Raw genomic sequence first — 26615 nt, 5'->3', positions numbered from 1 at the left:
TTGGTTCCCTCGACGATGCGTCATCCGTATCGTTCACCGACTCGTCAGACCAATCGACCAACGGGGGAATCCAACAATGAAACAGATCCGTTCATTCGCACTGCTCGCACTGCCGGCCGCGCTCTATGCCGCCGGCGCTCACGCGCAAAGCAGCGTCACGCTGTACGGTATCGCCGATGCGGGCATCGCGTACGTGCACAATGCGCAGAACGCGAACGGCAGCAACGCGTCGAGCCTCGTCAAGTTCAGCAGCGGCAACCTGTCGGGCAGCCGCTGGGGGCTGCGCGGCACCGAGGATCTCGGCGGTGGCCTGGCGGCGCTGTTCCAGCTCGAGAACGGCTTCAACATCGGCACGGGCGCGCTCGGCCAGGGCGGGCGCGAATTCGGCCGCAAGGCCGTCGTCGGCCTCGCGAGCAGCACGTACGGCACCGTCACGCTCGGCCGCCAGTACGATCCGGTCGTCGATCTCGTGCAGGGCCTCACGCAGGACAACTACTTCGGCGGCGTGTTCGCGACGCCGGGCGACCTCGACAACTACGACAACAGCCTGCGCGTCAGCAACTCGGTGAAATACACGAGCCCGCTGATCTCGGGCTTCCAGTTCGAAGGCCTGTACGGCTTCGGCGGCGTGGCGGGCGCCACCGGCAGCGGCCGCACGTACAGCTTCGGCGCAAGCTACGCGAACGGCCCGCTGTCGCTCGGCGCCGGCTTCTTCTACGCGAACGGCGGCTCCACCGTCGCGAACGGCGTACGCACGTGGTCGAGCAGCTCGGACACGCTGTTCAACACCGTGATCAACCAGGGCTTCTCGAGCGCGAAGTCGATCCAGATCGTGCGCGTGGCCGGCCAGTACGTGGCCGGGCCCGCCACCTTCGGCCTCGCGTATTCGAATACGCAGTACGGCGCGGACACGCTGTCGGCGTTCAGCCAGAACGCGAAGTTCAACAACGGCTCGGCGTTCTTCAACTGGCAGTTCTCGCCGGCACTGCGCGCGGGCGTCGGCTACAACTACACGTCGCTGACGGGGCCGAGTTCCGCGCACTACAACCAGGTCAACCTCGGCGCGGATTACGCGCTGTCGAAACGCACCGACCTGTATGCGCTGTTCGGCTACCAGAAGGCGAGCGGCAACACGCTCAACGCGAACGGCGCGGTCGTGAAGGCCGCCGCGTCGGTCGGCTCGTACGGCGTGAACTCCGGCACCGATACGCAGGAACTCGCGATCGTCGGGATTCGCCACAAGTTCTGATCGCGTCGCCGCACGGCGACAACGACGACAGCCGGCAGGCGCGCACCGCGGTGCGCGCCTGCGGCGTTTACACTGTCGCGATCCCGTTCCGCACGACACAGGGGGCCGGCATGCTGACCGTATGGGGACGCCGCAATGCATTCAACGTCCAGAAGGTGATGTGGCTCGTCGACGAGCTCGCGCTTGCGCATCGGCACGTGCCGGCCGGCGGGCAGTTCGGCGTGCTCGACACGCCCGATTTTTTGGCGATGAACCCGCACGGGCGCATACCGGTGATCGACGATGGCGGCACGGTCGTCTGGGAATCGCACAGCATCCTGCGCTACCTCGCCGCGCGTTACGGGCGCCCCGGCTTCTGGTACGACGACCCCGCCGAACAGTCGCGCGCCGACCGCTGGATGGACTGGTCGCAAACCACGTTGCAGCCGACGTTCCTGAACGGCGTGTTCCGGGGTTACTTCCGGACGCCGCCCGAACAGCGCGACCCGGTGCGCGTCGAGCAAAGCATCGCGCAGTGCGCGCAGCACTTCCAGGCGCTCGATGCAGCGCTGGCCGGGCAGCCGTTTCTCGCGGGCGACGCGCTCACGCTCGCCGACATCGCGGCCGGCACGCACCTGTATCGCTACTTCGAACTCGACATCGCGCGGCCGGACATCCCGCACGTGCAAGCGTGGTACGAACGGCTGAAAGCACGGCCCGCATATCGCACGCACGTGATGATTCCGTTCGACGACCTGCGCGGGCGGCTCGACTAGGCATCGGGCCGGCAGCGGATCGGCCTGTAGGAAGGTTGTAAGAACAACGGTGTATGTTGCCGACCTGTACGCCCGCCCGATGTGCACGGTGCGGGTCGTGACTGGCCAACCACACAGGCAAGGCAATGAGCGCTCAGGACATTGCGGTCGATGTCGCGTTCCGGACGGACCAGGCGGTTGCCGCGCATCGCAACGTCGGCCTCGACGCGTTGCGCGCCTGCCTGACGTTGCTGGTCGTGTTTCACCACTGCGCGATCACGTACGGCGCGCTCGGTGGGTGATACTACCACGAGGTGGCCGCGGGGCCGTCGGTGCAATCCGCGCTGTTGACGCTCTTCTGCGCGATCAACCAGGCATTCTTCATGGGCCTGTTCTTTTTCCTGGCGGGCTACCACACGCCACCCTCCATCGATCGCAAGGGTGCCGCCCGCTTCCTGGCCGACCGGTTGCTCAGGCTCGGCCTGCCGTTGCTGGTGTATGGCCTTCTGATCGGCCCCGCGACGATCGCGCTGGCACAGTCCGCTGCCGGCCACCCGTTCGACGATACGCTCGGCCGCCTGTGGCGCCACGGCACGTTCGACAACGGTCCCATGTGGTTCGCCAAGACGTTGCTGATTTTCAGTGCCGCTGCAGCACTCTGGAGCATTGCGTTTCCGCGCATCGCGAGCCGCCCCGCGCAGCACCCGTTCCCCTCCGATCGCACCCTGGCCGCGGCGGCATTGCTGACCGGGATCGCGGCGCTGGCGTTGCGGTCCCGATGGCCGATAGGTGTCAACGTATGGGGGCTTCAGCTCGGGTATTTCGCCAGCTACGTCGTGTTGTACGCAGCGGGTTGCCGGGCAGCGCACGCACGCTGGCTCGAGCATCTTCCGCTGCGGCAGGTCGGCACGTGGTGGCGCATCACGCTGCTGACACTCCCCGTCCTGCCGATCGTCTACCTTCTCGCGAAGCACGTTCCCGCTTTGCGCGGCCGACCGGTCGACGTGGTGTACGCGTTCTGGGAGCCGCTGGTCGCATGGGGCACGATACTGTTTCTCGCCAGCCACTTTCAGCGGCGCTTCACTCGACTGACGGGCGTGTGGCAACCGCTGGCGCGACGCGCTTACTCGATCTACATCATCCATCCGCCGGTGCTGGTCGGGGTCGCCCTCGCGTGGCAAAACGTGCCGGCAGCCCCGTTCCTGAAGTTCGCCGTGACCGGCGGTATCGCGTGCGTCACGTGCTACCTGATCGCAGGCCTGCTGCTTCGCGTGCCCAGGCTCGCATCGATCCTGTAACTGCTGCCTCAACGTCGCCGCATTCCACCGAATCCGCTCGCCCCGCCGAACTGATGCATGCCGCCGAATCCGTGGCCGACGGTGCCGGCAGGAAACGCGCCATGGTGAAAGCCGGCGCCGATCGGCGCGCCGATGCGATGATGGTCCACCCCGTTGAAGTGGCCGACGTGATCGAAGTGGTGAAAATGGTGGAAGTGGTGGAAGCGATCGACGAACACGAAGCCCACGCCTGCGCCGATGAAAAGCGGCGGCCCCCAGTACCACAGGTCGGCATACGGATAGTCCGCCGCCGGATACCATAAAACACTACCGTCGGCGCTCTGCACGAACTGCCATGTGCCATCGTCCTGCAGGCACGCACGCCCGACGATTTGCTGCTCGGTGCCGTCGATGTTCGCGTGCGCGACGACTGCACGGCAGTTCGTCGTGTTGTCCGCCAGATCGTCGTACGTTTGCGCAAAGACCGCCGCGGAACAGCCGAGACAGACGATACCTATCCCGGATCGAAACCAGTTGCACATGATCGGCTCCTGCCTGATTACCCCCGACCACTCGATCGCGGGCGCCGCTGACGGCGCCCGGCGGACCGGATTGCTCGCGCACGATTCATCATGCAGTGCTCACGCGCGCCGCATCGTACAGGGTCTCCTGACGGCTAAACGATGCAGCGCGCGGGCTTATTCCAGGGGTCTGGTGCGAATGACCAGCGCGGGAACCGTCGATTGGCGCCCGGCCTAGCGCCTGGCAGCGCGGTAGGCAGCCGCTGCCGTGGTCCCGAATACCAGATGGGCCACGAGCGTGACCGCGCCGCGAACCGGGATGAACCACGGGAAGATCGCGGTGAACGCGTACAGGTTGACGCCGTACAGGACGAGGCCGAACCCGCCGCCTGCGAGGAGCGAGGCTGCGAGCGACAGGTTGCGAATCACCTTCGCCAGCACGGCCGCGTAGGCCAGTGACAGCACCAGATGCACGAGGGTCGCAACGACCATGACCCGTGGATCGAAGCCGGCGGACGCGCCGAGCACGCCGCGCCCCATCACGATGGCCGCGGTGAGGCGTGTGTCGCGCAACAGGTTCCCGATCGCGTCGTCACCGACGATCGGCCAGAGCAGCAGCTCGACGACGGTTGAACCGGCCGCCGCACCGAACGCTGCCCAGAGAACCGGGACGACACTGGCTCGTTTCAATTGACGCTCCCATCGCAACCGGCCGATGCATCGAAGCGACTTGCACCCACCCGCTTCGGCCCCGGTCGCGCAACGCGTGCCCGCGAACCCGAACCGGGCAGCCACGCCAAATTACGAGGCGCCTTCGCAATCCGACCAGTACGCGAAAGGATCGCGATGTTTCGGATAGTTCTCGTCCAGCCACTTCAACAGCGTCGCCCGCGCGTTGTCCATGTCGGCTTTCAGCGACGAGGTCGTCAGTTCGTGCACTTCGATGGATTTTTCGCGATCGATCACGAAGCAGTTCCAGTCGGGGCCGTCGAGATCCGGATCGTCAGACGCCTTCGACGACTTGCCCCAGCCCAATCCCTTGCGTGCGTCGATGTAGTACCGCGGATGCACTTTCAGATACGACATTTCGCCGCCCTGCAGGCTGCTCTCCGCGCGCAGCACGTCGTGTCCGTCGACGATCTGCGTGACTTCCGGCAGCCGGCGCGCTCGCCATCCGACGGGCAGCGTCGCGATGGCCTTGACACTGTCGTACATCCCCCACTCCAGCCCCCACGCTTCGGCCATGCGCTTCATGAATGCGTTCGCATTCGGATAGCCGCGCAACTGGATCCGGGTCGACAGCGTGACTTCGATACCGCCGCGCCCGCCCGTGCCGGCGGATGCGTCGTCTGCGTTCGCTTCGAACGGATTGCCCGGACGCGACGCGCGCGTCGCATCCGTGGGCGCCATGCCCGAAAACAGCTGGTCGAGCGCGGCACGCGCTTTCGACGACTTGTCCGGCTTGTTCATTGTTGACCTCGCTTGCATCCGCACGGATGCATCCCTTTTCGAATCTCGTTCATCTCTCCACCTCATCGTTTTTCGCGGTCGCATTGTCGTCGATCCGGCGGCCCGAGCCTAGTGCCACGTATCGCACAACGCTTTTTTCGCCCCCACCAGCGTACCGTGGCGGGCCGATACGATACACCGGCCAGCGCTAGCCGCCAGCCCCCACCGCCGCCCGCATCCGCTCCATCAACGCCAGCACCTCAGGCCGATTCTCCCCCTTCGCATGCACGAAGTAATACCTGAGCACCGAATCGACCTCGTGCCGGCTCACGCGCACGAGGTCGCTGCGCTTCAGATAGGCGTCGGCGAGCGGTACCCGCGCCAGCGCCACGCCGAGCCCGGCCTCGGCGGCGGCCAGCACGAGGTTGTAATCCTCGAAACGGCGATCCTGTGCGCGCGGCTTGAACGGTAGGCCCAATGCATCGAACCACGTGCGCCAGCCAGTCACATCGGAATCGTGCAGCAACGGCATGTCGAGCAACGCGACATCGCCGCGCCGGCGGCGCGCCTTCGCCAGTTGCGCGGCGAGCCGCGGATGCGCGACCGGATAGAGCCGTTCCGGCATGAACGCGCGGGTTTCGAGCTGACGCCAGTTGCCGCGCCCGTACCGGATCGACAGGTCCGCTTCGCCGCCGGCGATATCCACGTTGCGCAGATCGATGCCGAGTTCGATCCGCAACGCGGGCGCCTCGCTCTCGAGCGCATGCTGGCGCTCGAACAGCCAGAGCTGCGCGAAGGCCGGCACCACGCTCACCCTGACCAGCCGCGGCGTACGCGGCGAGCGCCACTGATCGGCCGCGCTGTCGATGATCGCGAACGCCTGCTCGATCCGGCCGACGAAGCGCTGGCCATCCGGCGTCAGGCGCACACCGCGCGCATGACGTTCGAACAACCGCAGGCCGAGCCAGTTTTCGACAGCGGCCACCCGCCGGCTGATCGCGCCGTGCGTCACGCCGGATACGTCGGCCGCGGCGAGGAACGAACCCTCGCGCGCGACCGTGCACACCGTCTCGAGACTCGCGAGCGGCGGCCGCGAACCCGGCGATGGCGCTGCGACGGGCAACGCCGCCGAGCCCCGCTTCGAGCGGGCTGAAGCGCCGGCCGGCCGCCGGCTCGAGCTGTGAATCATGGTCATATCTGCATGCTGATCTGTGCGCTAGCTTAGCATCTTGCCACGCAGCATCATTGGCGCATGAATACGCTCTCCACCCCGTCGTCGCGCCCTGCGCGGCAGCCGCTGATCGCGGCCGGCGCGGTCGCCTTCACGATCGTTTCGTGGGCGTCCGCCTTCCCGTTCATCCGGATCGGCCTGCATGGCCTGACGCCGCTGCAGCTCGCGGCGGCGCGCTTCGCCACTGCCGCCGTGCTGATCATCGCGTGGCTGATCGCGCGGCGACCGCGCGTGCCGACCCGGGGCGACGCGCTGCGCTTCCTGCTATGCGGCTTTCTCGGCATCGCGCTCTACAACGCGTTGCTCAATACCGGCGAGCAGACCGTCTCGGCCGGCGCCGCAAGCTTCATCGTGAATACGCTGCCGATCTTCACGGCGCTGCTGGCCGCCGTGTTTCTCGGCGAGCGCTTCAATCGCTGGGGCTGGCTCGGCTCGCTGGTCAGCCTCGCCGGCATCGCGGTGATCGCGCGCGGGCAGCCGGGCGGCCTGGTCCTCGGTGCGGGCAGCACGCTGATCCTCGGCGCGGCCTTGTGTTCGGCCAGCTATTTCGTGCTGCAGCGGCGGCTCATTCCAGTGTACGGCGCGCTGGCCTGCACCGCGTACACGCTGCTGGCCGGCGCGCTGCTGCTCACACCGTGGCTGCCGGGCGCGCTCGTGGCGCTCGGCAGCGGGTCGCGCGACACGGCGCTGGCCGTGCTGATGCTCGGCATCTTCCCCGCCGCGCTGGGTTACGCGACCTGGACCTTCGCACTCGGCTACTTCGGCGCGGCGCGCGCCGCCAACTTCCTCTATCTGACGCCGGCGGTCGCGACGGTCCTGTCGATGGCGCTGACGGGCGAGCGACCCGGTATCGAGACGGTGTGCGGCGGCCTGCTGGCGATTGCCGGCGTGATCTTCGTGGCGCTGCGCGGACGGTCATAGGATCGGCGCAGCACCGGGCCGGCACGATCGGCCCGACGATCCGCAGGCGAACCGGTCGGGGCGAACCCGGGTGTTTGCAATGCTGAATGCGTCGCGCGGGCTGTCGACTCGCGCCAGTTCGCCGACGCTGCTGGACTTGACCGTTAGTTGCGTTAAAACGAGGGTATTCGATCGTGATGACGCATGACCCTGCAATCGGATGCGCAATCGAAATCGTCCAAACTGTGCAGACAAATCGACCGAACAGTTCCGGATTGACCGTGCACCAGTGTCCATGGCTTCGTCCCGCCCGCCGGCCGAATAATGGATGCGGCCGTAAGGCCGTCGACAGCGAATCGCAGCCTGTGGCCTGCGGCGGCGCACGATTTCCGGCATCCGGCGCCTTCGAATGTCGGGCGCCGGCCGTGATGCACCCGCCCCGCTACGCGATTCGCTGCAGCGCGCAAAATCGGCTTCATATATATTCATACGAATTGCACCGTTTCAGGCCCCGATTCGCCCGCTCACCCGGGCGGCACGTCGCGGGGCTGGATGCGATGCAGTGAAGCCCATGATGGGTATGGAGACTCGTCCGATCGCCCCGACCTCGCCGTCGGCCGGTCGAGACGTCAATAGAAAGACATTCAAATCGGAGATGGCAGATGGAACGAAGCACTGTCGGCATGCGCTGCAAACCCCTGATCACCGTCGCACTGGCTGCCGCCGCGTTCGCGGCCGCGTCGACCGCGATGGCCGACCAGGTCGTGAAGATCGGCAGCGTCGAACCGACGACGGGCGGCATCTCGCACCTCGGCAAGGACAACGAGAACGGTGCGCGCCTCGCGGTCGAGGAAATCAATGCGAAGGGCCTCACGATCGGCGGCAAGAAGATCACGCTGCAACTCGATGCACAGGATGACGCGGCCGACCCGCGCCAGGCTACCCAGGTCGCGCAGAAGCTCGTCGACGACAAGGTCGTCGCCGTCATCGGCCACCTGAACTCGGGCACGTCGATCCCGGCGTCGAAGATCTACAGCGACGCGGGCATCGTGCAGATCTCGCCGTCGGCCACGAACCCGACCTACACGCAGCAAGGCTTCAAGACGACCTACCGCGTCGTCGCGACCGACGCGCAGCAAGGCCCGGCGCTCGCGAGCTATGCGCAGGCGAAGGGCGTGAAGAGCGTGGCGGTGATCGACGATTCGACCGCGTACGGCCAGGGCCTCGCGAACGAGTTCGAGAAGAAGGCGAAGGCGCTCGGCCTGAAGGTGCTGTCGCACGACGCGACCAACGACAAGGCGGTCGACTTCCGCGCGATCCTGACGAAGGTCAAGGGCGAGAACCCGGACGCGATCATGTACGGCGGCATGGACGCCACCGGCGGCCCGCTCGCGAAGCAGGCGAAGCAGCTCGGCCTGCGCGCGAAGATCCTGTCCGGCGACGGCGTGTGCACCGACTCGCTGGCCCAACTGGCAGGCCCGGCGGCCGACAACGTGCTGTGCTCGCAGGCCGGCGCGGCGCTCGAGAAGATGCCGGGCGGCACGGACTTCCTCGCGAAGTACCAAAAGCGCTTCAACCAGGGCATCAAGTTCGATGCGCCGTTCGCGTATGACGCGGTCTACATCGCGGTCGACGCGATGAAGCGCGCGAACTCGACCGATCCGGCGAAGATCCTCGCGGCGATGCCGGCGACGAAGTACGAAGGCGTGATCGGCACGACGACGTTCGATTCGAAGGGCGACCTGACGCACGGGATCATCTCGATCTACGGCTACAAGAGCGGCAAGAAGACCTTCCTCGACCAGGTGAAGATGTAACCCGCCGCGGCGCCGGTGCGACGGGAACGCCACTCGTCGACGCCGGCGCCGCGCGGGCCGATTTCTGATTCACGGAGACGAAGCATCATGTGTGCAATGGCGTATGCGGAATTTCAACAGGAGTTGAAGAAGGCACAGCTGACGGCGCGCGAGTTCGCCCGCCTGATCCGGATGAACGAAAGCTCGATCACGAACTATTCGAGCAAGGGCACGGTCCCGTCCCACCTCGCGGTCATCGCGAAACTGATCGGCACGATGGCGGCGCACGAGATCGATTTTCGGCGCGTGATCCGGCAGATGCGGATCGAACCGAAACGGCCGCGCGGCGGCGGTGCGTTTCCTGCGGTGGAAAAACCGCGTTCCAGAAAAGCGGTTAAAACCGACGCCTGAGCACAGGCATGCGTCGACAACGGCACGGGGCTTGCCGCTCGACGCTGAATCGAACGTCATCTCACGGGCAACGCGACACGCGACGCCCGACCATCACCCCACCGCCCGCACGTGATCGAGCAGCGCCTGCAACGGATGCCGCACCTGCTTCGACGACATCCGCTTCACCTGGCTGCGGCACGAATAGCCGGTCGCCAGCGCCTCGCCTTCGTCCTCCGGCCCGTCCACGTGCGCCGCCCACGACTGCGCGTAGATCGTCTTCGACGTCGCGAGATTGCGCGCCTCGTGCCCGTAGGTACCCGACATCCCGCAGCACCCGGTCGCCTGGACCTTCAAGCGCAGCCCGCGCCGCGCGAACACCTGGGCCCACTGCTTGCCGCTGTCGGGCGCATTGGTCTTCTCGGTGCAATGCGGCAGCAACCGGTACGACGCAGGTACGCCGCCGACACCGGTAGCGGCTTCCGGCAGCGCCTGCAGCAGCCACTCCTGCGGCAGTGCGACCTTCGGCACATCGGTGAGCCCCGTCACCTTCAGGTACTCCTGCCGATACGTGAGCGTCATCGCCGGATCGAGGCCGACCAGCGCGACGCCCGAGCGCGCCAGCGCGGCCAGTTGCGTCGCGTTGCGAATCGCGGCCTTTTCGAATGCGTGAAGAAAGCCCTGCACGTGCAGCGCCTTGCCGTTCGGCGCGAGCGGCGCGAGCCACACCTGAAAGCCCATGCGCGCTGCCAGTTCGATCAGCGTCGCCAGTTGCTCGGTATCGAAATAGCGCGTGAAGGTGTCCTGCACGAGGACGACGCTGCGTGCACGCTGCGCGTCGCTCAGCGCGGCGAGCGCCTGCGGGTCGGCCGGCTTCACGCGCCATTGACGGATCACGGCCGCGAGATCGAAGCGGCTCAGCAGCGGGCTGTCGACCATGCCGACGTGCCGCTCCAGCACCGTGCGCACCCATCCCGCCCGCATCAGCCCGTTGTACAGCGCGGGCACCCGCGCCATCCACGGCATCGTGAATTCGAGCGAGCCGATCAGGTAGTCGCGCAGCGGCCGCAGGTAACGCTGGTGATACAGCTCGAGAAAACGCGAGCGAAACTCCGGCACGTTCACCTTCACCGGGCACTGCCCCGCGCACGACTTGCACGCGAGGCACCCGGCCATCGCGTCGTACACCTCGTGCGAGAAATCGGCTTCGCCGTTGCGCGCCGCGCGGCTGTTGCGCCAGCGCGTGGCAAGGCTGCTCAGGAACGGCTGCCGCGCACGCGCCGCCGCGACGACGTCGACGCCGGCCTGCCCTTGCAGGCGCAACCATTCGCGCATCAGCGACGCCCGCCCCTTCGGCGATTGCACGCGTTCGCGCGTCGCCTTCCACGACGGGCACATCGCATCGTCCGGATCGAAGTTGTAGCACGCGCCGTTGCCGTTGCAGTGCATCGCGGTGCCGTAGCTCTGCCACACGCGCTCGTCGATCTGCCGGTCGTGGTCGCCGCGCGTCGGCACTTCGTCGATCTTCAGCAGCCGCATCGTGTGGTCCGGCGGCGTCGCGATCTTGCCCGGGTTGAACTGGTTGTGCGGATCGAACGCGGCCTTCAGTTGCTGCAGCGACGGATACAGCTCGCCGAAGAACGCCGGCGCATATTCGGAGCGCACGCCCTTGCCGTGCTCGCCCCACAACAGGCCGCCGTGGCGCTGCGTGAGCTCGGCCACCGCATCCGACACGGGCCGCACCAGCGCGGCCTGCTTCGGGTCCTTCATGTCGAGCGCCGGCCGCACGTGCAGCACGCCCGCGTCGACGTGGCCGAACATCCCGTATTGCAGCCCATGACCGTCGAGCAGCGCGCGGAATTCGGCAATGTACGCGGGAAGGTTCTCGGGCGGCACCGCCGTGTCCTCGACGAACGGCTGCGGGCGCGCCTCGCCCTGCACGTTGCCGAGCAGGCCGACCGCGCGCTTGCGCATCGCATACACGCGCTTCACCGCGTCGTCGCCGGCCGCAAGCGTGTGGCCCAGGCGTTCCACGCTCGTATCGGTACGCAGATGATCGACGAACGCGCGCACGCGCGCATCGACGTCCTCCGCATCGTCGCCGCTGAATTCGATCAGGTTGATGCCGAGCGTCGGCCGAGCGTCGTCCTGCGGGAAATACTCGGCCACGCTGCTCCACACGAAGTCCTTCATCGCCAGCATCAGCACCTTCGAGTCGACCGTCTCGATCGACAGCGGCTGGTGCGCGAGCAGCGCGCGTGCATCGCGCAGCGCGTCCATGAAGCCCGCGTAGCGCACGTTGACCAGCACCGAATACTTCGGGATCGGCAGCACGTTGAGCTTCGCCTCGACGACGAAGCCGAGCGAGCCTTCCGCGCCGCACAGCACGCTGTTCAGGTTGAAGCGGCCGTCCGGTTCGCGCAGGTGCGCGAGGTCGTAGCCGGTCAGGCAGCGATTGAGCTTCGGAAACTTCGCTTCGATCAGCGCCGCCTTGTCGTCGCTGATGCGCCGCGCGGTGCGGTAGACCTTGCCGATGCGGTCCTCGCGCGCGCAGCGGCGCTCGAGCTCGTCGTCCGCGAGCGCTTCGCTGTGCAGCTGCTCGCCGCCCATCAGCACGAAGTCGAGCTCGAGCACGTGGTCACGCGTCTTGCCATACGTGCAGCTGCCCTGCCCGCTCGCGTCGGTATTGATCATCCCGCCGACGGTCGCACGGTTCGACGTCGACAGTTCCGGCGCGAAAAACAGCCCATGCGGCTTCAGCGCCGCATTGAGCTGATCCTTGACGACGCCCGCCTGCACGCGCACCCAGCGCTGCTCGACGTCGATTTCGAGGATCCGGTTCATGTTGCGCGACAGGTCGACCACCACGCCGTCGGTCAGCGACTGCCCGTTGGTGCCCGTGCCGCCGCCGCGCGCGGCCACCGCGACGTCGCGATGCGCGGGCTCGGCGAGCAGCCGTGCCAGCAGCCGGACGTCGTCCACATGCGCGGGGCAGATCACCGCTTGCGGCAGACGCTGGTAGATCGAGTTGTCGGTGGCCTGCACCGTCCGGTTCGCATGGTCGTCGCGGATTTCCCCGGCGAATCCGGCGGCCTGCAGCGCGGCGAGAAAGTCACGGTACGCATGCGCGGGCGGGCTGACGGGACGGGGCAACGAGGCGATCGACATGGGTAAAAGCGGCAGTGTGGGTGGAATCGGCCGGCTCGCGTGGCCAAAACATGATTTTTTAGCAAGTTTCCACGTGACCGGGAATTACAGTATCTTTGGATACTTCGCGAGAAACAAACGAATTCTGCTCCGGCGAATATTGCATAAAACTCATGAATTACCGTCGCCTCACCCCGTCGATGTCGCTGCTGCTGGTGTTCGAGGCCGCCGCGCGGCATGAAAGCTATACGCGCGCGGCCGAGGAGCTGTCGCTGAGCCAGAGCGCGATCAGCCGGCAGGTGCAGACGCTGGAGGATCAGCTCGGCGTGCCGCTGTTCCGGCGCGAAGGCCGCTCGGTCAAGCTGACCGAGGTCGGGCGCCGCTACTTCACCGAGCTGAGCGGCGCACTGGGGCGTATCCGCGGCGCGACGCTGCAGGCGATGTCCCACCAGGCGGGCGCCGGCACGCTGCGGCTCGCGACACTGCCCACGTTCGGCTCGAAATGGCTGCTGCCGCACCTGCACGATTTCTACGCCGCGCATCCGGGCGTGACGGTGCACCTTCACTCGCGGATCGGCGCCATCGATTTCCTCAACGACGACCTCGATGCGGCCATTACCGTCGGCGCGGGCGACTGGCCGGGCCTGCACGCGCACCGGCTGTACAACGAGTTCCTGATCGCGATCGCGCCGCCGGACACGGGCAACGGAAGCCGCCGCAAGGCCGACGCACGCACGCCGGCGTGGGCCGCGAAGCAGACGCTGCTCGGCGTGACGAGCAACCAGCAGGCGTGGGCGGAATGGTTTTCGCACTATCGGCTCGACCATCGGCAGATGCGCATCGGCCCGAGCTTCGAGCTCACGTCGCACCTGATCCAGGCGGTGCGGGCGGGGATGGGGATCGGGCTGGTGCCGAAGGTGCTGGTGGAAGACGAGCTGAGCCGCCACGAGCTCGTGTCGATCGGCGACGCGATCACCAGCCAGCGCAGCTACTACCTCGTCTATCCGCCGGGGAACGAGACGCTGCCGTCGCTCGTCGCGTTCCGCGTATGGCTGATGAAATCCTGCTGAAACGCGGCCGGTGGCGGGCCGCTCAGGTGCGCCATTCACCGAGAATCTGCTCGGCCAGGTAGTCGCACGGCGGGCGCGCGGACTGCGCGCTGCGTGCGAGCACGACCTCCATTTCGCCGAGCGGCGGCAGCCCGTGGCTCTCCGACAGCTGCACGAGATGATCGGGAATGCAGCAGCGCGCCAGCGGCGCGACCGCGAGCCCGGCCTCCACCATGCTGAGCAGGCCGAGGTGGCTCGGGCTCTCGTACGACATCCGGTACGGGATCTTCCGCCGGTTCAGCGCCTTGACCGCGTGATCGCGCGCCATGCTGCCGCCGTGCGTGAAAAAGGCCACCGGCAGCGGCCGCTCTTCCCACACATTGCGCTTCGGCGACCCGACCCAGACGAGCGGTTCGAGCCGGATCAGCTCGCCGGTCACCCCCTTGATCCGTGTGAGGCATGCGAGGTCGACCGTGTTGTCCTTCAACATCGGCACGAGCGCGCTGCTCGGCTGGCCAATCACGCGTATTTCCACGCGCGGATGCATCGCGGCGAACTTGCCGAGCACCTGCGGCAGCAGCGACGAGATGTAATCGTCGGGCACGCCGATCGTCACGCGGCCGCGGACCTCCGGGCGCACGACCGACGCCCATGCCTCGTCGCGCATCGCCAGCATCCGGCGGCCGTACTCGGCAAGCATCATGCCGTCGTCGGTCGGCGTCACGTTGCGCGTGTCGCGGATGAACAGCGGCTTGCCGAGCGCGTCTTCCAGCGCCTTGATCTGCATGCTCACCGCCGACGGCGACCGGTGCACGGCCTGCGCGCCCTGCGCGAACGATCCGGATTCCGCCACGGCCACCACCATCGCGAGCACATCGAGGTCGAGCTTTTTCATTGTATTCAGAAAAACTGATTAATCGATTCAGTTTATCCCGTTTTACTGTTCTCCTCCACGGTCGGACAATGAATCCCGTCAGCCCTCACTCGTTGCAGGAATCTTCAGACATGCATACGTCCGGATCGCTCTACGGATTTCTCGTCATCGGCGGCATGCTCGCGGTCACGCCCGGGCCGAACATGGTCTACGTGATGTCGCGCTCGATCGCGCAAGGTCGCACCGCGGGGCTCATCTCGCTCGGCGGCGTGATGATCGGCTACCTGTTCTACATGTTCGGTGCGGCGTTCGGGATCACGACGCTGTTCATGAGCGTGCCCTATGCAGGCAGCGGGCTGGCCGTGGTCGGCGCCGCATACCTGTTGTATCTCGCGTGGCAGGCCGTCAGGCCCGGCGGCCGCTCGCCGTTCGAGGTGCGGGCATTGCCGAGCGAGCGCCCGCTTCGGCTGCTCGCGATGGGCGCAACGACCAGCGTGCTGAACCCGAAGCTCGCGATGCTGTTCATTTCGTTGCTGCCGCAGTTCATCGACTACCGGAACGGCAGCGTGCTCGGGCAATCGCTGTTTCTCGGTTCGCTGCTGATCGTCGCGTTCGTGTCCGCGAACGGGCTGGTGGCGATCTGTTCGAGCAGCATCGCGACGTTCCTGCACGGGCGCCCGACGCTGCTGCTCGCACAGCGCTGGGCGATGGGGCTCATTCTCGGCGGGCTCGGCGTGCAGATGGTGGTCGATGCTTCAAGGATGGCGGGCATGGCATAGTGCGCCAATCACGCCATCGCGCGGATGCCGTTCAACGCAGCGCGCGGAAACACGGCGCAGCGCTTGCGAAAGCGCCTGCGGCACGCCCTGCGATGCATCTGCGACCGTTTCCCGTTCGGGCCAGCGCGTCGCGTCGATCCGTCGCCGCAAATCGACGAGCTGCGCGTCCGTCGCATGCACCCGCAGCGGACGCACGGCGGCCCCGGCGCCGCCGGCCGATCGGGCAATGCCCGCGACAGGCTGCGCCGTTTCCGCTTCTGCAAAAGCAAGGCGACTCAGCGAACCCGCCATGGCGGCCGTCGCGGCGCCCATGAATCGACGCCGCGACGGTGCCGGCGGAATGATATCGATTGGCATGCATGCTCCCGTTTTCGAGGGTTTTCATCTCAGTACTACTGATTTGTGGCCACCCATGAGAACCGGGAACCGGAACCAGGCCAGCCGCGCACCGGTTTTACGCGAGATAGCCGGAAACGCCGTCCCAGAGCAGTTTCAATGCGGTCACCGCCAGCAATCCGTAGCAACTCCGGTAGATCAGGCGCTGGTCGAGCCTGCCGTGAAGCCGCCAGCCGAACACCACGCCGGCCGGAATGGCAAGCAGGCACACCGCCATCAACGCCCAGACGTTCGCGGTCGGCTGCACGATCAGCAGCCACGGCACCGCCTTGATCGCATTGCCCACGGTGAAGAACAGGCTCGTCGTTCCCGCGTACATCTCCTTGCTGAGGCCGAGCGGCAGCAGATACATCGCGAGCGGCGGCCCGCCCGAGTGCGCGACCATCGTCGTGACGCCCGACGCTAGACCGGCCGAGACGGCCTTCGGCGACGAACGCGGACGAACCGTCGGCTGCGCGCCGCCCCGCACCCACAGCCCGACGAAGACCAGCGTGACCACCGCCATCAAAAGCTCGATGGCGCGATGGTCGAGGAAGCGGAAAGCCAGGTAGCCGAACCCGATACCGATCACCAGCCCCGGCAGGAGCAGCACGAGGTCGGGCTTCGACCATGTCGACGGCTTCCAGTACCGCAGCGCGAACAGGTCCATCGCGATGAACAACGGGGCGAGCAAGCCGCCGGCCGTCACCGGGTCCATCACGAGTGACAGCAGCGGAATGCCGATGATCGCGAATCCGCCACCGAACGCGCCGCGCATGAACGCGATCACGAACACGCCGGCAAACGCGATCAGGATCGTGGCCAGCGTCAAGTGCACGCCCATCGCAGCAGGGGTCGCCATCACGACCTCCGTGCCGGTTCGAATTGCGGCATGGCGGACAGCCACGGAGCAGGTCGCATGGGCGGCATCGCCGCACGATGGATTCGGGTTGAACGCGTTGCACGCATGCTGTTTCTCCAATGAGGTGCCGGGGCGATGCGGCACGCCAACGCACCGCCGGCCGCATGGGCCGCACAAGCATTTCAGCCCCGGTACAATCGACTTGATGAAAGCAGAATGCACCGCCGCCTATCTCAGTGCAATTAAAACATTGACCTCGGTGCAATATCCATTGTTATCGGTGCAATCCATGTCGAATTCCGAATATCTGCAGTTGGCCGACGCGATCGCCGCCCAAATTGCCGACGGGACGCTCAGGCCGGGCGACCGCCTGGCTCCGCAGCGTCATTTCGCCGACCAGCATGCGATCGCCGCATCGACGGCGGGACGGGTTTACGCGGAACTGTTACGGCGCGGCCTGGTGGTCGGCGAAGTCGGCCGAGGCACTTTCGTGTCGGGTGAGACGCGACGCGGGGCCGCTGCGCCGGGCGAGCCGCGCGGCGTTCGGATCGATCTCGAGTTCAACTACCCGACCGTCCCGGCCCAGACCGCGTTGATCACCAGAAGCCTGCGCGGATTGCACCGACCTGCAGAGCTCGACACCGCGTTACGCGAAGCGACGAGTACCGGAACCCCGGCCATCCGAAGCGTTGCCGCCGCGTATCTGGCGCAGCATGAATGGGCCCCGTCGCCCGACCAGTTGGTGTTTACCGGCAACGGGCGGCAAAGCATCGCCGCGGCCGTTGCCGCGGTCGTGCCGACCGGCGGGCGCTGTGGCGTTGAGGCACTGACCTACCCGTTCATCAAGGGCATCGCGGCCAAGCTGGGGATCTCGCTGGTGCCGCTGGCGATGGACGAAAACGGCGTTCGGCCCGACGCCGTGCAAAAGGCCCACCGCGAGGCCAGGCTGTCGGCGATCTACGTTCAGCCAGCCATCCAGAATCCGCTGGGCACGACGATGAGCGCCGCTCGCCGCGCCGACCTGCTGCGTGTCGTCGACAAGCTCGACATACCGGTCATCGAAGACAACGTGTACGGCTTTCTCGGCGACGAGCCGCCGCTGGCCGCACTCGCCCCGGACGCCTGCATCGTGATCGACAGCCTGTCCAAGCGGGTCACGCCTGGCCTGACCCTCGGCTTCATCGTGCCGCCGCCGCGGCTGCGCGAAAGCGTGATGGCGTCGGTACGCTCGGGGGGATGGACCGCTTCCGGGTTCGCGTTTGCAGCCGCTCAGCGCTTGACGCGTGACGGCACCGTGGCCGAACTCGCGAGATTGAAACGCATCGACGCATGTGCGCGTCAGGCGCTGGCGATCGAGCGTCTGGCGGGTTTCGATGTCCGGACCAATGGCAAGTGCTATCACCTATGGCTGACTTTGCCGGCGCACTGGCGTTCGCAGGCCCTCGTCGCAGCCGCGGCCCGGCGCGACATCGGGCTGACGCCGTCGACCACCTTCGCCGTGTCGTCCGGCCATGCGCCGAACGCGGTCCGGCTCGCACTGGCCGCGCCGAGCATGGATCAGCTCGATGCCGGCCTGCGCACGCTGACCGCGATGCTGAACGGCCGGGAGGACGATTTCGACGCGACCGAGTGAGCGGCGCGCGGATGCGTCGGTGCGCATCGCCCGCCTGATTCGGTATCCGGATCAATATCAAGCCGTCACCGCCGTCACTTCGTCAGCAGCTCGGCCTCCAGCTCGCGCAACCGTTCCGGAAACCGGACGCGCAGCACCACGAACCACCCGAGCCCGATCACCAGCAGCGCGACGAACACATAAGGCAGCCACGCATAGACGCCCGCCGGCACCGGATACACGCTGCCGGCCAGCGGAATCGCGAGCAGCACGACCGCCACGACGCTGATCACCACATGCCGCGCACGCAGCCTGCGCTGCCGGCGCAGGTAAAGCGGCGCGCCGATCGCCACCAGCACGTACGCAAGCAGCCAGCCGTACGTCGCGATCGAACTGAGATAGCCATACGAATCCAGCAGCGCGGTGCCGCGCGCGGTGAACACCAGTGCAGTGGCCAGCGCCAGCACCGTGATCAGCGCCACCGCGACGTGCGGCGTCGCATTCCGCTCGTGCGCCTGGCCCGTCGACGCATGCAGCACGCCCTGCCGCCCGAACGTATAGACGATCCGCGCCGCCGCATTGATCGACGAGAAGAACGCCGCGAAGAAACTCAACGCCACGCCCGCGTCGATCAGCACGCCGACCCAGCCGGCCCCGAGCCGATGCGCGAGCACCGCGAGCGGGCCGTCGACCTGATCGAGCGGCGGCGTCTGCCCGTGGAACGCGCTCACCATCCCGTACGCGCCGATCACGAACAGGATCGCCGGCCCGACGACGCTGATCAGCACCGCGCGCGGAATCGCGCGGAACGGGTCACGCGCTTCCGCGCCGAGCACGGTCGCACTCTCGAACCCCGTGAAGCTGAAGAACGCGAGCACCATCCCGAGCTGCAGCTGCGTCGGCTTCACGCCTTCCAGCGTCAGTTGCGCGCGATCGACCGGATGCCCGCCGAACGCGATCGTCCCGATCACGACGACGGCGATCAGCAGCAGCGTCGCGAGTTCGACGAACAGCGTGAAGCGCGTGGACAGCCGGATGTCGCGAAACGCGATGTACCACGCGGCGAACGCGGTGACGACCGTCAGCCCGAGCACCGCGCCGAACGGCGTCGCGCTGCCGAGCAGCCCGGTCTCGCGGCCCAGCACCAGAAACGTGTTGATCGTCCCCTGCAGGATGCCTGCGGCGGCCACCGCATAGGCGATCAGCAGCGACCAGCCGCAGATCGCGCCCCAGACCGGCCCGATGCCGGCCGACACGTACGCATACAGCGCGCCTGGCGACGCCGAGTCGCGCGCGAACACCGAGATGCTCCACGACGCGAACAGCAGCGCGACGATCGCGAACAGGTAGGCAAGCCAGGTGCCGTTGCCGGCCGTCGCGAAGACGGCGGGGATCAGTACGCCGATCCCGCCCGACACGCCGACGAGGCCGATCGACTGCGCGATCAGCTCGGGCAGGCTCAGATAGTTGCGCCGCAGGCCGCCTGCCTGCGGCACGGCATGTTGCGCAGGCAATACCTGCGCGGTGCTGGCTGGATGATTCATCGATTTGTCTCGTCAGGAGCCGGTCAATTCCAGGAATGGCGCGCGGGCTTCACGCCGTTGAGGTAGTAGTTGCCGATCGCGTGATACTTCCAGCGCACCGGGTCGTGCAGCGTATGCACGCGCGCGTTGCGCCAGTGGCGGTCGAAGTTGTATTTCGCGAGCGTCGACTTGCTGCCGCCGAGCTCGAACAGCTTGCTCGCGGCGAGCAACGACACCTCGGTCGTCGCGATCTTCGCCTCGCCGACCGCGATCGCGGCCTGCGCGACCGTTTCCTCGCTCGGCGCACGCTTCGCCGCGTCGACGAAGCGCCCCGAGCGCGCGAGCAGCGCTTCGGCCGCGTGCACGCGGTACGCGATGTCGCCGATCTGCGCGACCGTCAGCGGGTCTTCGCTCGCGCGTTCGACGCCGCTGTCGATCCACGGGCGCGCATGCTGCTGCACGAACGCGATCGTGTCCTGCAGCGCGGCGCGCGCAATGCCGAGGTCGATCGCGGCGGTCGTGATCTGTGCGAACGGGCCCGCGAAGGTCGGGCGGTCGTACGAACGCTGCGTGTGGAAGATTTCGAACGGGCTCACGCGCACGTTCTCGACGATCACCGTGCCGCTCGCGGTCGTGCGCTGCCCGAAGCCGCTCCAGTCGTCCACGACGGTCAGCCCCGGCGCGCCCTGCCGCACGAACGCGAGCACGGCCTGGTCCGACTCGTCGAGCGCGAGCACCGGAATCCAGTGCGCGAACAGCGTGCCGGTCGAATAGAACTTGCGGCCGTTCAGCACGAACGCGTCGCCGTCGCGACGCACGCGCGTCTGGATGTCGAGCACGTTCTTGCCGCCCGCTTCGGAGAACGCGTTTCCATAGCGCGTACCCTTCAGCACGAGATCGAAGAAGAAGCGCTTCTGCGCATCGCTGCCTTCGAGGCGGATGTCCTCGATCAGGCAGTAATGGTTCTGCGGGATCTGGCCGAGCGACGGGTCCGCCTGCGAAACGATCGCGATCACTTCCGCGAGCGTCACGTTCGATACTTCCGCGCCACCGTATTCGCGCGGCACGGTGATGCCCCACAGGCCGCTCGACGAGAACAGCTCGATCTCGTCGTACGGCAGCTTCCGCTCGCGGTCGCGCAACGCGGCCTGCTCGGCCAGTCGTGCCGCGACCTGGTGCGCGACGTCGAGTGCCTCGGCATCCGAGCCGATGACGGGAACGGGTGTGGCGCCCGCGTGCGGTTGTACGTTTTCTTCGATGAATTCCGTAGACATGTGATTTCCGGCAAAACTCATGAACCGGCTGGCGGCGCCGCGAAGCCTCCGCCAGCCTCCTGTTTCGATATCCGAAACGTCGAACCTGGATGACCCGCAAGAGCGGCCGATGTCACCCGTTCGGTCGGCCCGCGCGCGGCATGCGTGATTGCCCACCGCACACCGGCCTCCGCATCACGCGGCAACCGCCTGCTGCTGCGCCTCGAGTTCGCGCACGAGCGGCAGCACGCGCTGGCCGAAGTACTCGACTTCCTCGATGAAATGCAGGAACCCCGCGAGCACGAGATCGACACCGATCGCCTTCAGCGCGACGATGCGTTCGGCGATCTGCCGCGGCGTGCCGATCAGGTTCGTGCGAAAGCCGTCGTTGTACTGCACGAGATCTTCGAACGTCGACTTCGCCCAGTTGCCCTCGCCTTCAGGCGAGGCCTTGCCGGCCTGCTTCACCGCATCGCCGAACGCATGCACGGCCTCGACGTGCGCGTGCCGGATGATGTCGTCGAGCACGGCCTTCGCCTCTTCCTCGGTATCGCGCGCAATCACGAACGCGTTGACGCCGATGCGCACGCGATGATTGTTCGCCGCCGCCTTCGCGCGGATGTCGTCGATCTGCGCCTTCAGGTTCTCCGGCGTATTGCCGTTCGTGAAGTACCAGTCCGACACGCTCGCCGCGTTGTCGCGCGCCGCCCGCGAGCTGCCGCCCTGGAAGATCTCCGGATGCGGCTTCTGCACCGGCTTCGGGCTCAGCGTGTAGTCGTTGAAGCGGTAGAAGTCGCCCTTGAACGTGAAGTTGTCCTGCGTCCAGATGCCCTTCAGCGCCTGGATGAATTCCTTCGAGCGCCGATAGCGTTCGTCGTGCTCGAGCCACGGCTCGCCGATCGCGGTGAATTCGCCCTTGAACCAGCCGCTCACGACGTTGATCGCGATGCGCCCGTTCGAGATGTGGTCGATCGTCGCGAGCTGCTTCGCGACCACGGCCGGATGCCACGGCCCCGGCAGGATCGCGGCCAGCACCTTGAGCTTCGTCGTCGCATGCAGCAGCGCCTGGCTGAACGACACCGACTCGTGCTGGTATTCGGCGCCGTAGCCGGCCGTGAAGCGGATCTGGCTCAGCGCGTAGTCGAAGCCGGCCGCCTCGGCCGTGCGCGCAAGCTGCTGGTTGTATTCGAGGCTCCAGTCGGTGCGCTGCTCGATCGTGCTGACGACGAGGCCGCCGCTGACGTTCGGCACCCAGTAGGCGAACTTGACGCCGTCGGCGGAAGGGTCGGGATGGCTCATGAGTGTGTCCTGGTCGGGAGAGAAAACGCAGGCGGCCTACGCGGCCGCGACGGAAAGCGCATGCGGGCGCAGCTGCGGCACCGCGCGATCGACGGCGAGCGCGATACGCGCGCGCAGCGCCGGGTTCGTGATCTGGTACTGGTCGAAATCGCTTTCGGACGCATACACGCCGATCGGCAGCGTGCGGGCCTGGAAGAAGCTGAACAGCGGACGGAGCTGATGATCGATCACGAGCGCATGACGCTCGCTACCACCGGTGGCCGCGAGCAGCACGGGCACGTCGATCAGCGCTTCGTGATGCACGAGGTCGAACAGGTGCTTGAAGAGGCCTGTGTACGACGCGCGATACACGGGGCTCGCGACGACGAGCGCATCGGCCGTCTCGATCGCGCGGATCTGCGCATCGAGGTCGGCCGGCACCTGCGCGCGCGTCAACGCGCCGGCCAGCCGGCCGCCGATCTCGCCGAGTTCGATCAGCCGTGTTTCGATCGGCAGTGCGGCGCCCAGTGCCGAGACGATCGCGTCGGTCAGCGCCAGCGTGCGCGACGGCCGCTGCAGGCCGCCCGATATCGCGACCACGTTGATTGCATTGCTCATCGGTTGCATTCCCATTGTCGAGTCGGATGCCGACGCACCCGTCACGTCATGGATCAGCAAGGAGCGTGCCATTTCGATGATCGAGAGGGAAAACGATCGTCTGCATGACGAAATTCATAACGATCGACGGCCCGTCACGGCATCCCCGTTGTTCGCCGCCCGTCGATAAGCGTGCCAGCCATCGCATCACAACCATATTCCCCAGTGCGATGAACTCGGGGAAACAACGCTGCTGATGCGCTGCTGCGTGATCAGCAGCGCGGTGTGCGGCAGGCGTGTTTTTCCGCTTCGACACGGATTCCGGCAGGCGCGCGGCGTCCATCGGCGGCATCGGCGCCCGCTTTTCGCGTTCACGCGCCGGCGCGACGCGTCTCTCCCTTGCAGTAGCGCCGCAATGGCTGCTGCATCGTCGCCTTGCGTGCCGCCGATCGCCGCGCCGCGCGACCTTGCCGTGCGCGACTGCGTCCAGCGCAGCAATCCCGCATTGGTTATCAGAAATCGATGTTTCCCGCGTTGCGCAAAACGTTGAACACTCTGCTGATCACGCAGCACCCGGCCAGCAACGCCCGCCGCGGCCTGACCGTTTTCGTGCAGCAACCCGACGCATTCATCGCCATGACATCCATTTCCGTATCGCCCCGCGCGGAAGGCCTGCGCGTCGTCGCGCCGTCCCGCGACGAACCGGCGCCCCCTGACGCCGTGCAAACCGCCGAGCGTCTGGCGGCCGGCTTTGCACGCACCGCGGCCGAACGCGACCAGCAGGGCGGCACGCCGAAGGCCGAGCGCGACCAGCTGCGCGACAGCGGCCTGCTCGCGCTGAGCATCCCGTCCGCCTACGGCGGCCTCGGCGCGAGCTGGCGCACGACGCTCGACGTCGTCCGCGTGCTCGCGGCCGCCGACAGTTCGCTCGCGCACGTGTTCGGTTTCCACCACTTGATGCTCGCGACCGTGCGGCTATTCGGCGCGCCCGCGCAGTGGGAATCGTGGTTCGAGCGCACTGCACGCCAGCAGTGGTTCTGGGGCAATGCGCTGAATCCGCTCGACGCGCGCACGGTCAGCCGCTCACGCGGCGCGTGGCATGAATTCAGCGGCCAGAAGAGCTTTTGCTCGGGGGCGCTCGATTCACAGATGCTGATCGCGTCCGCGCACGATGCCGACACACGCGCGTTCCTGATCGCAGCCGTGCCGACACAGCGCAGCGGCATCTCGATCGCCGACGACTGGAACAACATCGGCCAGCGCCAGACCGACAGCGGCACGGTCACGTTCGAGAAGGTGCGCGTCGAGGATCACGAACTGCTGACGGACCCCGGCCCGCTGTCGACGCCGTTCGCGTGCCTGCGCCCGCTCGTCGCGCAGCTCGTGCTGACGAACGTGTATCTCGGCATCGCCGAAGCCGCGTTCAACGACGCGCGGCACTACACGCTGCACGAGGCACGGCCGTGGCCCGGCGCGCAGGTCGCGAGCACCGGCGACGATCCGTACATCCTCGGCCAGTACGGCGAATTCTGGGTCGGGCTCGAAGCCGCGCGCGTGCTCGCCGACCGCGCGGCGGACCGGCTCGACGACGCATGGTCGCGCGACGCGGCGCTCACCCATGCGGAGCGCGGCCAGGTCGCGCTCGCCACGGCCGCCGCGAAGGTGTCGGCCGCGCGCACCGGGCTCGATCTCTGCACGCGGATGTTCGACGTCGCCGGCGCACGCGCGACGCACGGCGCGCTGCGGCTCGACCGGCACTGGCGCAACCTGCGCACCCACACGCTCCACGACCCGCTCGCGTACAAGATTCGCGAGATCGGCGAATGGGCGCTCAAGCGAACCTATCCGACGCCGGGCTTCTACTCGTGAACCACACTCCTTCCGATGCGTGGCCCGACGCCGCGCCCGTTCTCACGCTGCCCGACCGGCCCGCGCTCGCGACATCCATTCGTGCCCGCGCGCAGGTGTTCGTCGATCCGCGCTCGGTCGCGTTGCTCGACCGGATTCGCCTGGTCGCGCCGAGCGACGCGAACGTGCTGATCGTCGGCGAGACCGGCACCGGCAAGGAACTGATCGCGCGTCACGTGCATGGCCTCAGCCGCCGCAGCAACGGGCCGTTCATTGCGGTGAACTGCGGCGCCTTCTCCGAGACACTCGTTGAGAGCGAACTGTTCGGTCACGAGAAAGGCGCGTTTACCGGCGCGTTCAGCGCGAAGCCCGGTTGGTTCGAAGCCGCGAACGGCGGCACGCTGTTTCTCGACGAGATCGGCGACCTGCCGCTGTCGATGCAGGTCAAGCTGCTGCGCGTGCTGCAGGAGCGCGAGGTCGTGCGGCTCGGTTCGCGCACGGGCGTGCCGATCGACGTGCGCGTGGTTGCCGCGACCAACGTGGATCTGCAGCAGGCCGTCGCGCACGGGCAGTTTCGCGGCGACCTGTTCTACCGGCTCAACGTCGTGCAGCTCGCGGTGCCGACGCTGCGCGAGCGCCCGGGCGACATCCTGCCGCTCGCGCGCCACTTCTTCGACGACTACCGGAGCCGCCTCGGCTACGGGCCGCGCAGCATCGACCCGCGCGCCGAGCGCCGGCTCGAGGCACACGGCTGGCCGGGCAACATCCGCGAACTCGAGAACGTGATCCATCACGCGCTGCTCGTGAGCCGACACGATTCGCTGCAGGAGGCCGATCTGCATATCGCGCCGCCGGGTGTGCCGACGGCCGCCGTGCGCACGCCAGCGCAGGAACCCGACCCGGCCGCCGGCGCGCAGGCCGCACTCGAACGCGCGCTGCGCGACCTGTTCGACGAGGATCACGGCAACCTGTTCGAACGCATCGAGGACACCGTGATGCGCGTCGCGTTCGAATTCAGCCACCGCAACCAGATCCAGGCCGCACGGCTGCTCGGCATCAGCCGCAACGTGCTGCGCGCACGGCTGATTCGCGCGAAGGAAATTGCGGCGATGAAGTAGCCACGTATGGGGGCGCACCGCTGCCCCGCTCCGGCGCGATCGCGCTGTGATCCGCGCATCAATGTTCAAACCTGATGTATCGTGGCGCGAAGCGTGCGCCTCGCTTCGCCCGTGCGGACGGTCATCCATTACATGACCGCCCGCCCCCGGCGACAGCGCCCGCACGATCCTCCGCAACACGAAAGGCCGTCCGGCGCCCGTGTAGGCCCGGCCGAGCCTCGCTCACTTGTCCGGAACCCGTCGCCATGAAAAAGCTTGTCAACCGCCCGTCCGATGTCGTGCGAGAAATGCTCGAAGGCATCGCCCGGCAGTCGCCGCATGTCGCGATCCTCGGCGACGAGCACGTGCTCGTCCGCCAGCCGCTGCCCGAGCCCGCGCAGCGCCCCGTCGCCGTCCTCTCAGGCGGTGGCAGCGGCCACGAGCCCGCACACGGCGGCTATGTCGGCGAAGGGATGTTGAGCGCAGCCGTCTGCGGCGAAGTGTTCACGTCGCCGTCCACCGACGCCGTACTCGCCGCGATCCGCGCCAGCGCCGGCCCGAACGGCGCGTTGCTGATCGTGAAGAACTACACGGGCGACCGGCTCAATTTCGGGCTCGCCGCCGAACTCGCGCGCGCCGAAGGCATTCCGGTCGAGACGGTCATCGTCGCCGACGACGTGTCGCTGCGCGGCCGCGTCGAGCGCGGCCAGCGGCGCGGGATCGCCGGCACCGTGCTGATCCACAAGCTCGCCGGCGCGGCCGCCGCGCGCGGGC

At 67.2% G+C, this 26615-nt stretch carries 25 protein-coding genes and 1 pseudogene; 13 read left to right on the top strand and 13 right to left on the bottom strand.

All coding sequences use genetic code 11. The annotated features are described in order from the left end of the window. The first annotated feature begins 76 nt into the window (after positions 1–76). The 4 genes from F3J15_RS06305 to F3J15_RS06295 all read left to right on the top strand — a co-directional run bounded on the left by F3J15_RS06305 (position 77) and on the right by F3J15_RS06295 (position 3281). Positions 77–1249, top strand: a complete 1173-nt coding sequence (locus F3J15_RS06305) for a porin (protein WP_039364476.1) — start codon at positions 77–79, stop codon at positions 1247–1249. Between the two features lie 110 nt (positions 1250–1359). Further along, positions 1360–2004: a glutathione S-transferase gene (locus F3J15_RS06300; protein WP_166888823.1), complete on the top strand. Its 645-nt coding sequence runs from the start codon at positions 1360–1362 to the stop codon at positions 2002–2004. A gap of 125 nt (positions 2005–2129) precedes the next feature. Further along, positions 2130–2285 carry a hypothetical protein gene (locus tag F3J15_RS37695; RefSeq protein ID WP_240158714.1) on the top strand — a complete coding sequence of 52 codons (156 nt, stop codon included), beginning with the start codon at positions 2130–2132 and terminating at the stop codon, positions 2283–2285. 30 nt (positions 2286–2315) lie between these two features. Then, entirely contained in the window at positions 2316–3281 is a 966-nt protein-coding gene (locus tag F3J15_RS06295; RefSeq protein WP_345891479.1) for an acyltransferase family protein, read from the top strand. Positions 3282–3289: 8 nt separating this feature from the next. Here the strand turns inward: F3J15_RS06295 and F3J15_RS06290 are convergent, their stop codons facing one another. The 4 genes from F3J15_RS06290 to F3J15_RS06275 all read right to left on the bottom strand — a co-directional run bounded on the left by F3J15_RS06290 (position 3290) and on the right by F3J15_RS06275 (position 6425). Then, the gene (locus F3J15_RS06290) at positions 3290–3802 is read right to left on the bottom strand and encodes a hypothetical protein (protein WP_166888820.1); all 513 of its coding nucleotides are present in this window, start codon (positions 3800–3802) and stop codon (positions 3290–3292) included. A gap of 213 nt (positions 3803–4015) precedes the next feature. After that, on the bottom strand, positions 4016–4471 hold the full coding sequence (locus tag F3J15_RS06285; RefSeq protein WP_166888817.1) for a sodium:proline symporter: 456 nt from the start codon (positions 4469–4471) through the stop codon (positions 4016–4018). 111 nt (positions 4472–4582) lie between these two features. Beyond that, positions 4583–5251: a nitroreductase gene (locus F3J15_RS06280; RefSeq protein WP_089448982.1), complete on the bottom strand. Its 669-nt coding sequence runs from the start codon at positions 5249–5251 to the stop codon at positions 4583–4585. 187 nt (positions 5252–5438) lie between these two features. Continuing rightward, positions 5439–6425, bottom strand: a complete 987-nt coding sequence (locus F3J15_RS06275; protein ID WP_166888814.1) for a LysR substrate-binding domain-containing protein — start codon at positions 6423–6425, stop codon at positions 5439–5441. Positions 6426–6482: 57 nt separating this feature from the next. On the opposite strand from F3J15_RS06275, the gene F3J15_RS06270 reads away from it, so the two are divergent. The 3 genes from F3J15_RS06270 to F3J15_RS06260 all read left to right on the top strand — a co-directional run bounded on the left by F3J15_RS06270 (position 6483) and on the right by F3J15_RS06260 (position 9568). After that, on the top strand, positions 6483–7382 hold the full coding sequence (locus F3J15_RS06270) for a DMT family transporter (protein ID WP_069249889.1): 900 nt from the start codon (positions 6483–6485) through the stop codon (positions 7380–7382). A 641-nt stretch (positions 7383–8023) separates the two neighbouring features. Further along, positions 8024–9178 (top strand): branched-chain amino acid ABC transporter substrate-binding protein, encoded by a 1155-nt coding sequence (locus F3J15_RS06265; RefSeq protein WP_069249890.1) that lies wholly within the window; start codon positions 8024–8026, stop codon positions 9176–9178. Between the two features lie 87 nt (positions 9179–9265). Continuing rightward, complete coding sequence (locus tag F3J15_RS06260; protein WP_166888811.1) at positions 9266–9568, top strand: XRE family transcriptional regulator; 303 nt, start codon at positions 9266–9268, stop codon at positions 9566–9568. A gap of 93 nt (positions 9569–9661) precedes the next feature. Here F3J15_RS06260 and F3J15_RS06255 read toward each other — a convergent pair whose 3' ends face one another. Continuing rightward, on the bottom strand, positions 9662–12715 hold the full coding sequence (locus tag F3J15_RS06255) for an FAD-binding and (Fe-S)-binding domain-containing protein (RefSeq protein ID WP_166888808.1): 3054 nt from the start codon (positions 12713–12715) through the stop codon (positions 9662–9664). Between the two features lie 152 nt (positions 12716–12867). Here F3J15_RS06255 and F3J15_RS06250 point away from each other — a divergent pair, with 152 nt between their 5' ends. Continuing rightward, the gene (locus F3J15_RS06250; RefSeq protein ID WP_166888805.1) at positions 12868–13764 is read left to right on the top strand and encodes a LysR substrate-binding domain-containing protein; all 897 of its coding nucleotides are present in this window, start codon (positions 12868–12870) and stop codon (positions 13762–13764) included. Between the two features lie 22 nt (positions 13765–13786). On the opposite strand, the gene F3J15_RS06245 is transcribed toward F3J15_RS06250, so the two are convergent. Next, positions 13787–14638, bottom strand: a complete 852-nt coding sequence (locus F3J15_RS06245) for a LysR substrate-binding domain-containing protein (RefSeq protein WP_166888803.1) — start codon at positions 14636–14638, stop codon at positions 13787–13789. A 110-nt stretch (positions 14639–14748) separates the two neighbouring features. Here F3J15_RS06245 and F3J15_RS06240 point away from each other — a divergent pair, with 110 nt between their 5' ends. After that, positions 14749–15396: a LysE family translocator gene (locus F3J15_RS06240; RefSeq protein ID WP_166888799.1), complete on the top strand. Its 648-nt coding sequence runs from the start codon at positions 14749–14751 to the stop codon at positions 15394–15396. Positions 15397–15447: 51 nt separating this feature from the next. Here F3J15_RS06240 and F3J15_RS06235 read toward each other — a convergent pair. Together F3J15_RS06235 and F3J15_RS06230 are read right to left on the bottom strand one after the other, a co-directional pair. Then, positions 15448–15753, bottom strand: a pseudogene (locus tag F3J15_RS06235) (epoxide hydrolase N-terminal domain-containing protein); the annotation flags it as partial. A gap of 97 nt (positions 15754–15850) precedes the next feature. Continuing rightward, the gene (locus tag F3J15_RS06230; protein ID WP_089448987.1) at positions 15851–16633 is read right to left on the bottom strand and encodes a sulfite exporter TauE/SafE family protein; all 783 of its coding nucleotides are present in this window, start codon (positions 16631–16633) and stop codon (positions 15851–15853) included. An 88-nt stretch (positions 16634–16721) separates the two neighbouring features. On the opposite strand from F3J15_RS06230, the gene F3J15_RS06225 reads away from it, so the two are divergent. After that, positions 16722–18266 (top strand): PLP-dependent aminotransferase family protein, encoded by a 1545-nt coding sequence (locus F3J15_RS06225; protein WP_240158716.1) that lies wholly within the window; start codon positions 16722–16724, stop codon positions 18264–18266. A gap of 74 nt (positions 18267–18340) precedes the next feature. On the opposite strand, the gene F3J15_RS06220 is transcribed toward F3J15_RS06225, so the two are convergent. The 5 genes from F3J15_RS06220 to F3J15_RS06200 all read right to left on the bottom strand — a co-directional run bounded on the left by F3J15_RS06220 (position 18341) and on the right by F3J15_RS06200 (position 23514). Next, positions 18341–19789 carry an APC family permease gene (locus F3J15_RS06220; RefSeq protein WP_166888796.1) on the bottom strand — a complete coding sequence of 483 codons (1449 nt, stop codon included), beginning with the start codon at positions 19787–19789 and terminating at the stop codon, positions 18341–18343. Positions 19790–19812: 23 nt separating this feature from the next. Then, positions 19813–21042, bottom strand: coding sequence for an SfnB family sulfur acquisition oxidoreductase (locus F3J15_RS06215; RefSeq protein WP_166888794.1), 1230 nt, complete (start codon positions 21040–21042; stop codon positions 19813–19815). Between the two features lie 174 nt (positions 21043–21216). Next, entirely contained in the window at positions 21217–22320 is a 1104-nt protein-coding gene (gene sfnG, locus F3J15_RS06210) for a dimethylsulfone monooxygenase SfnG (protein WP_166888791.1), read from the bottom strand. A gap of 36 nt (positions 22321–22356) precedes the next feature. Then, on the bottom strand, positions 22357–22917 hold the full coding sequence (gene msuE, locus F3J15_RS06205; RefSeq protein WP_041492695.1) for an FMN reductase: 561 nt from the start codon (positions 22915–22917) through the stop codon (positions 22357–22359). A 186-nt stretch (positions 22918–23103) separates the two neighbouring features. After that, positions 23104–23514, bottom strand: a complete 411-nt coding sequence (locus F3J15_RS06200) for a hypothetical protein (protein WP_166888772.1) — start codon at positions 23512–23514, stop codon at positions 23104–23106. Between the two features lie 18 nt (positions 23515–23532). Between F3J15_RS06200 and F3J15_RS06195 the strand changes: the two genes are divergently transcribed. From F3J15_RS06195 to F3J15_RS06185, 3 genes are all read left to right on the top strand, one after another. Then, positions 23533–24765, top strand: coding sequence for an acyl-CoA dehydrogenase family protein (locus tag F3J15_RS06195; RefSeq protein ID WP_240158719.1), 1233 nt, complete (start codon positions 23533–23535; stop codon positions 24763–24765). After that, a complete protein-coding gene (locus F3J15_RS06190; protein WP_166888788.1) occupies positions 24762–25862 on the top strand; it encodes a sigma 54-interacting transcriptional regulator in 1101 nt (366 codons plus the stop codon). The genes F3J15_RS06195 and F3J15_RS06190 overlap by 4 nt, the downstream gene beginning before the upstream one ends. Before the next feature lie 245 nt (positions 25863–26107). Beyond that, positions 26108–26615: dihydroxyacetone kinase subunit DhaK (locus F3J15_RS06185; protein WP_205190704.1), on the top strand; the 508-nt coding region annotated here is incomplete at its 3' end.

It is taken from the genome of Burkholderia sp. Ap-955 (genome assembly GCF_011753045.1).
Lineage (GTDB): Bacteria > Pseudomonadota > Gammaproteobacteria > Burkholderiales > Burkholderiaceae > Burkholderia > Burkholderia lata_D.
This window is presented reverse-complemented; position numbering and strand designations above follow the sequence as displayed.

Excerpts from the sequence above, each read along its gene's own strand:
- F3J15_RS06305 (WP_039364476.1), top strand. The coding sequence starts at position 77 with ATGAAACAGATCCGTTCATTCGCACTGCTCGCACTGCCGGCCGCGCTC.
- F3J15_RS06300 (WP_166888823.1), top strand. The coding sequence starts at position 1,360 with ATGCTGACCGTATGGGGACGCCGCAATGCATTCAACGTCCAGAAGGTG.
- F3J15_RS37695 (WP_240158714.1), top strand. The coding sequence starts at position 2,130 with ATGAGCGCTCAGGACATTGCGGTCGATGTCGCGTTCCGGACGGACCAG.
- F3J15_RS06290 (WP_166888820.1), bottom strand. The coding sequence starts at position 3,802 with ATGTGCAACTGGTTTCGATCCGGGATAGGTATCGTCTGTCTCGGCTGT.
- F3J15_RS06280 (WP_089448982.1), bottom strand. The coding sequence starts at position 5,251 with ATGAACAAGCCGGACAAGTCGTCGAAAGCGCGTGCCGCGCTCGACCAG.
- F3J15_RS06275 (WP_166888814.1), bottom strand. The coding sequence starts at position 6,425 with ATGACCATGATTCACAGCTCGAGCCGGCGGCCGGCCGGCGCTTCAGCC.
- F3J15_RS06270 (WP_069249889.1), top strand. The coding sequence starts at position 6,483 with ATGAATACGCTCTCCACCCCGTCGTCGCGCCCTGCGCGGCAGCCGCTG.
- F3J15_RS06265 (WP_069249890.1), top strand. The coding sequence starts at position 8,024 with ATGGAACGAAGCACTGTCGGCATGCGCTGCAAACCCCTGATCACCGTC.
- F3J15_RS06260 (WP_166888811.1), top strand. The coding sequence starts at position 9,266 with ATGTGTGCAATGGCGTATGCGGAATTTCAACAGGAGTTGAAGAAGGCA.
- F3J15_RS06255 (WP_166888808.1), bottom strand. The coding sequence starts at position 12,715 with ATGTCGATCGCCTCGTTGCCCCGTCCCGTCAGCCCGCCCGCGCATGCG.
- F3J15_RS06250 (WP_166888805.1), top strand. The coding sequence starts at position 12,868 with ATGAATTACCGTCGCCTCACCCCGTCGATGTCGCTGCTGCTGGTGTTC.
- F3J15_RS06245 (WP_166888803.1), bottom strand. The coding sequence starts at position 14,638 with ATGAAAAAGCTCGACCTCGATGTGCTCGCGATGGTGGTGGCCGTGGCG.
- F3J15_RS06240 (WP_166888799.1), top strand. The coding sequence starts at position 14,749 with ATGCATACGTCCGGATCGCTCTACGGATTTCTCGTCATCGGCGGCATG.
- F3J15_RS06230 (WP_089448987.1), bottom strand. The coding sequence starts at position 16,633 with ATGGCGACCCCTGCTGCGATGGGCGTGCACTTGACGCTGGCCACGATC.
- F3J15_RS06220 (WP_166888796.1), bottom strand. The coding sequence starts at position 19,789 with ATGAATCATCCAGCCAGCACCGCGCAGGTATTGCCTGCGCAACATGCC.
- F3J15_RS06215 (WP_166888794.1), bottom strand. The coding sequence starts at position 21,042 with ATGTCTACGGAATTCATCGAAGAAAACGTACAACCGCACGCGGGCGCC.
- sfnG (WP_166888791.1), bottom strand. The coding sequence starts at position 22,320 with ATGAGCCATCCCGACCCTTCCGCCGACGGCGTCAAGTTCGCCTACTGG.
- msuE (WP_041492695.1), bottom strand. The coding sequence starts at position 22,917 with ATGAGCAATGCAATCAACGTGGTCGCGATATCGGGCGGCCTGCAGCGG.
- F3J15_RS06195 (WP_240158719.1), top strand. The coding sequence starts at position 23,533 with ATGACATCCATTTCCGTATCGCCCCGCGCGGAAGGCCTGCGCGTCGTC.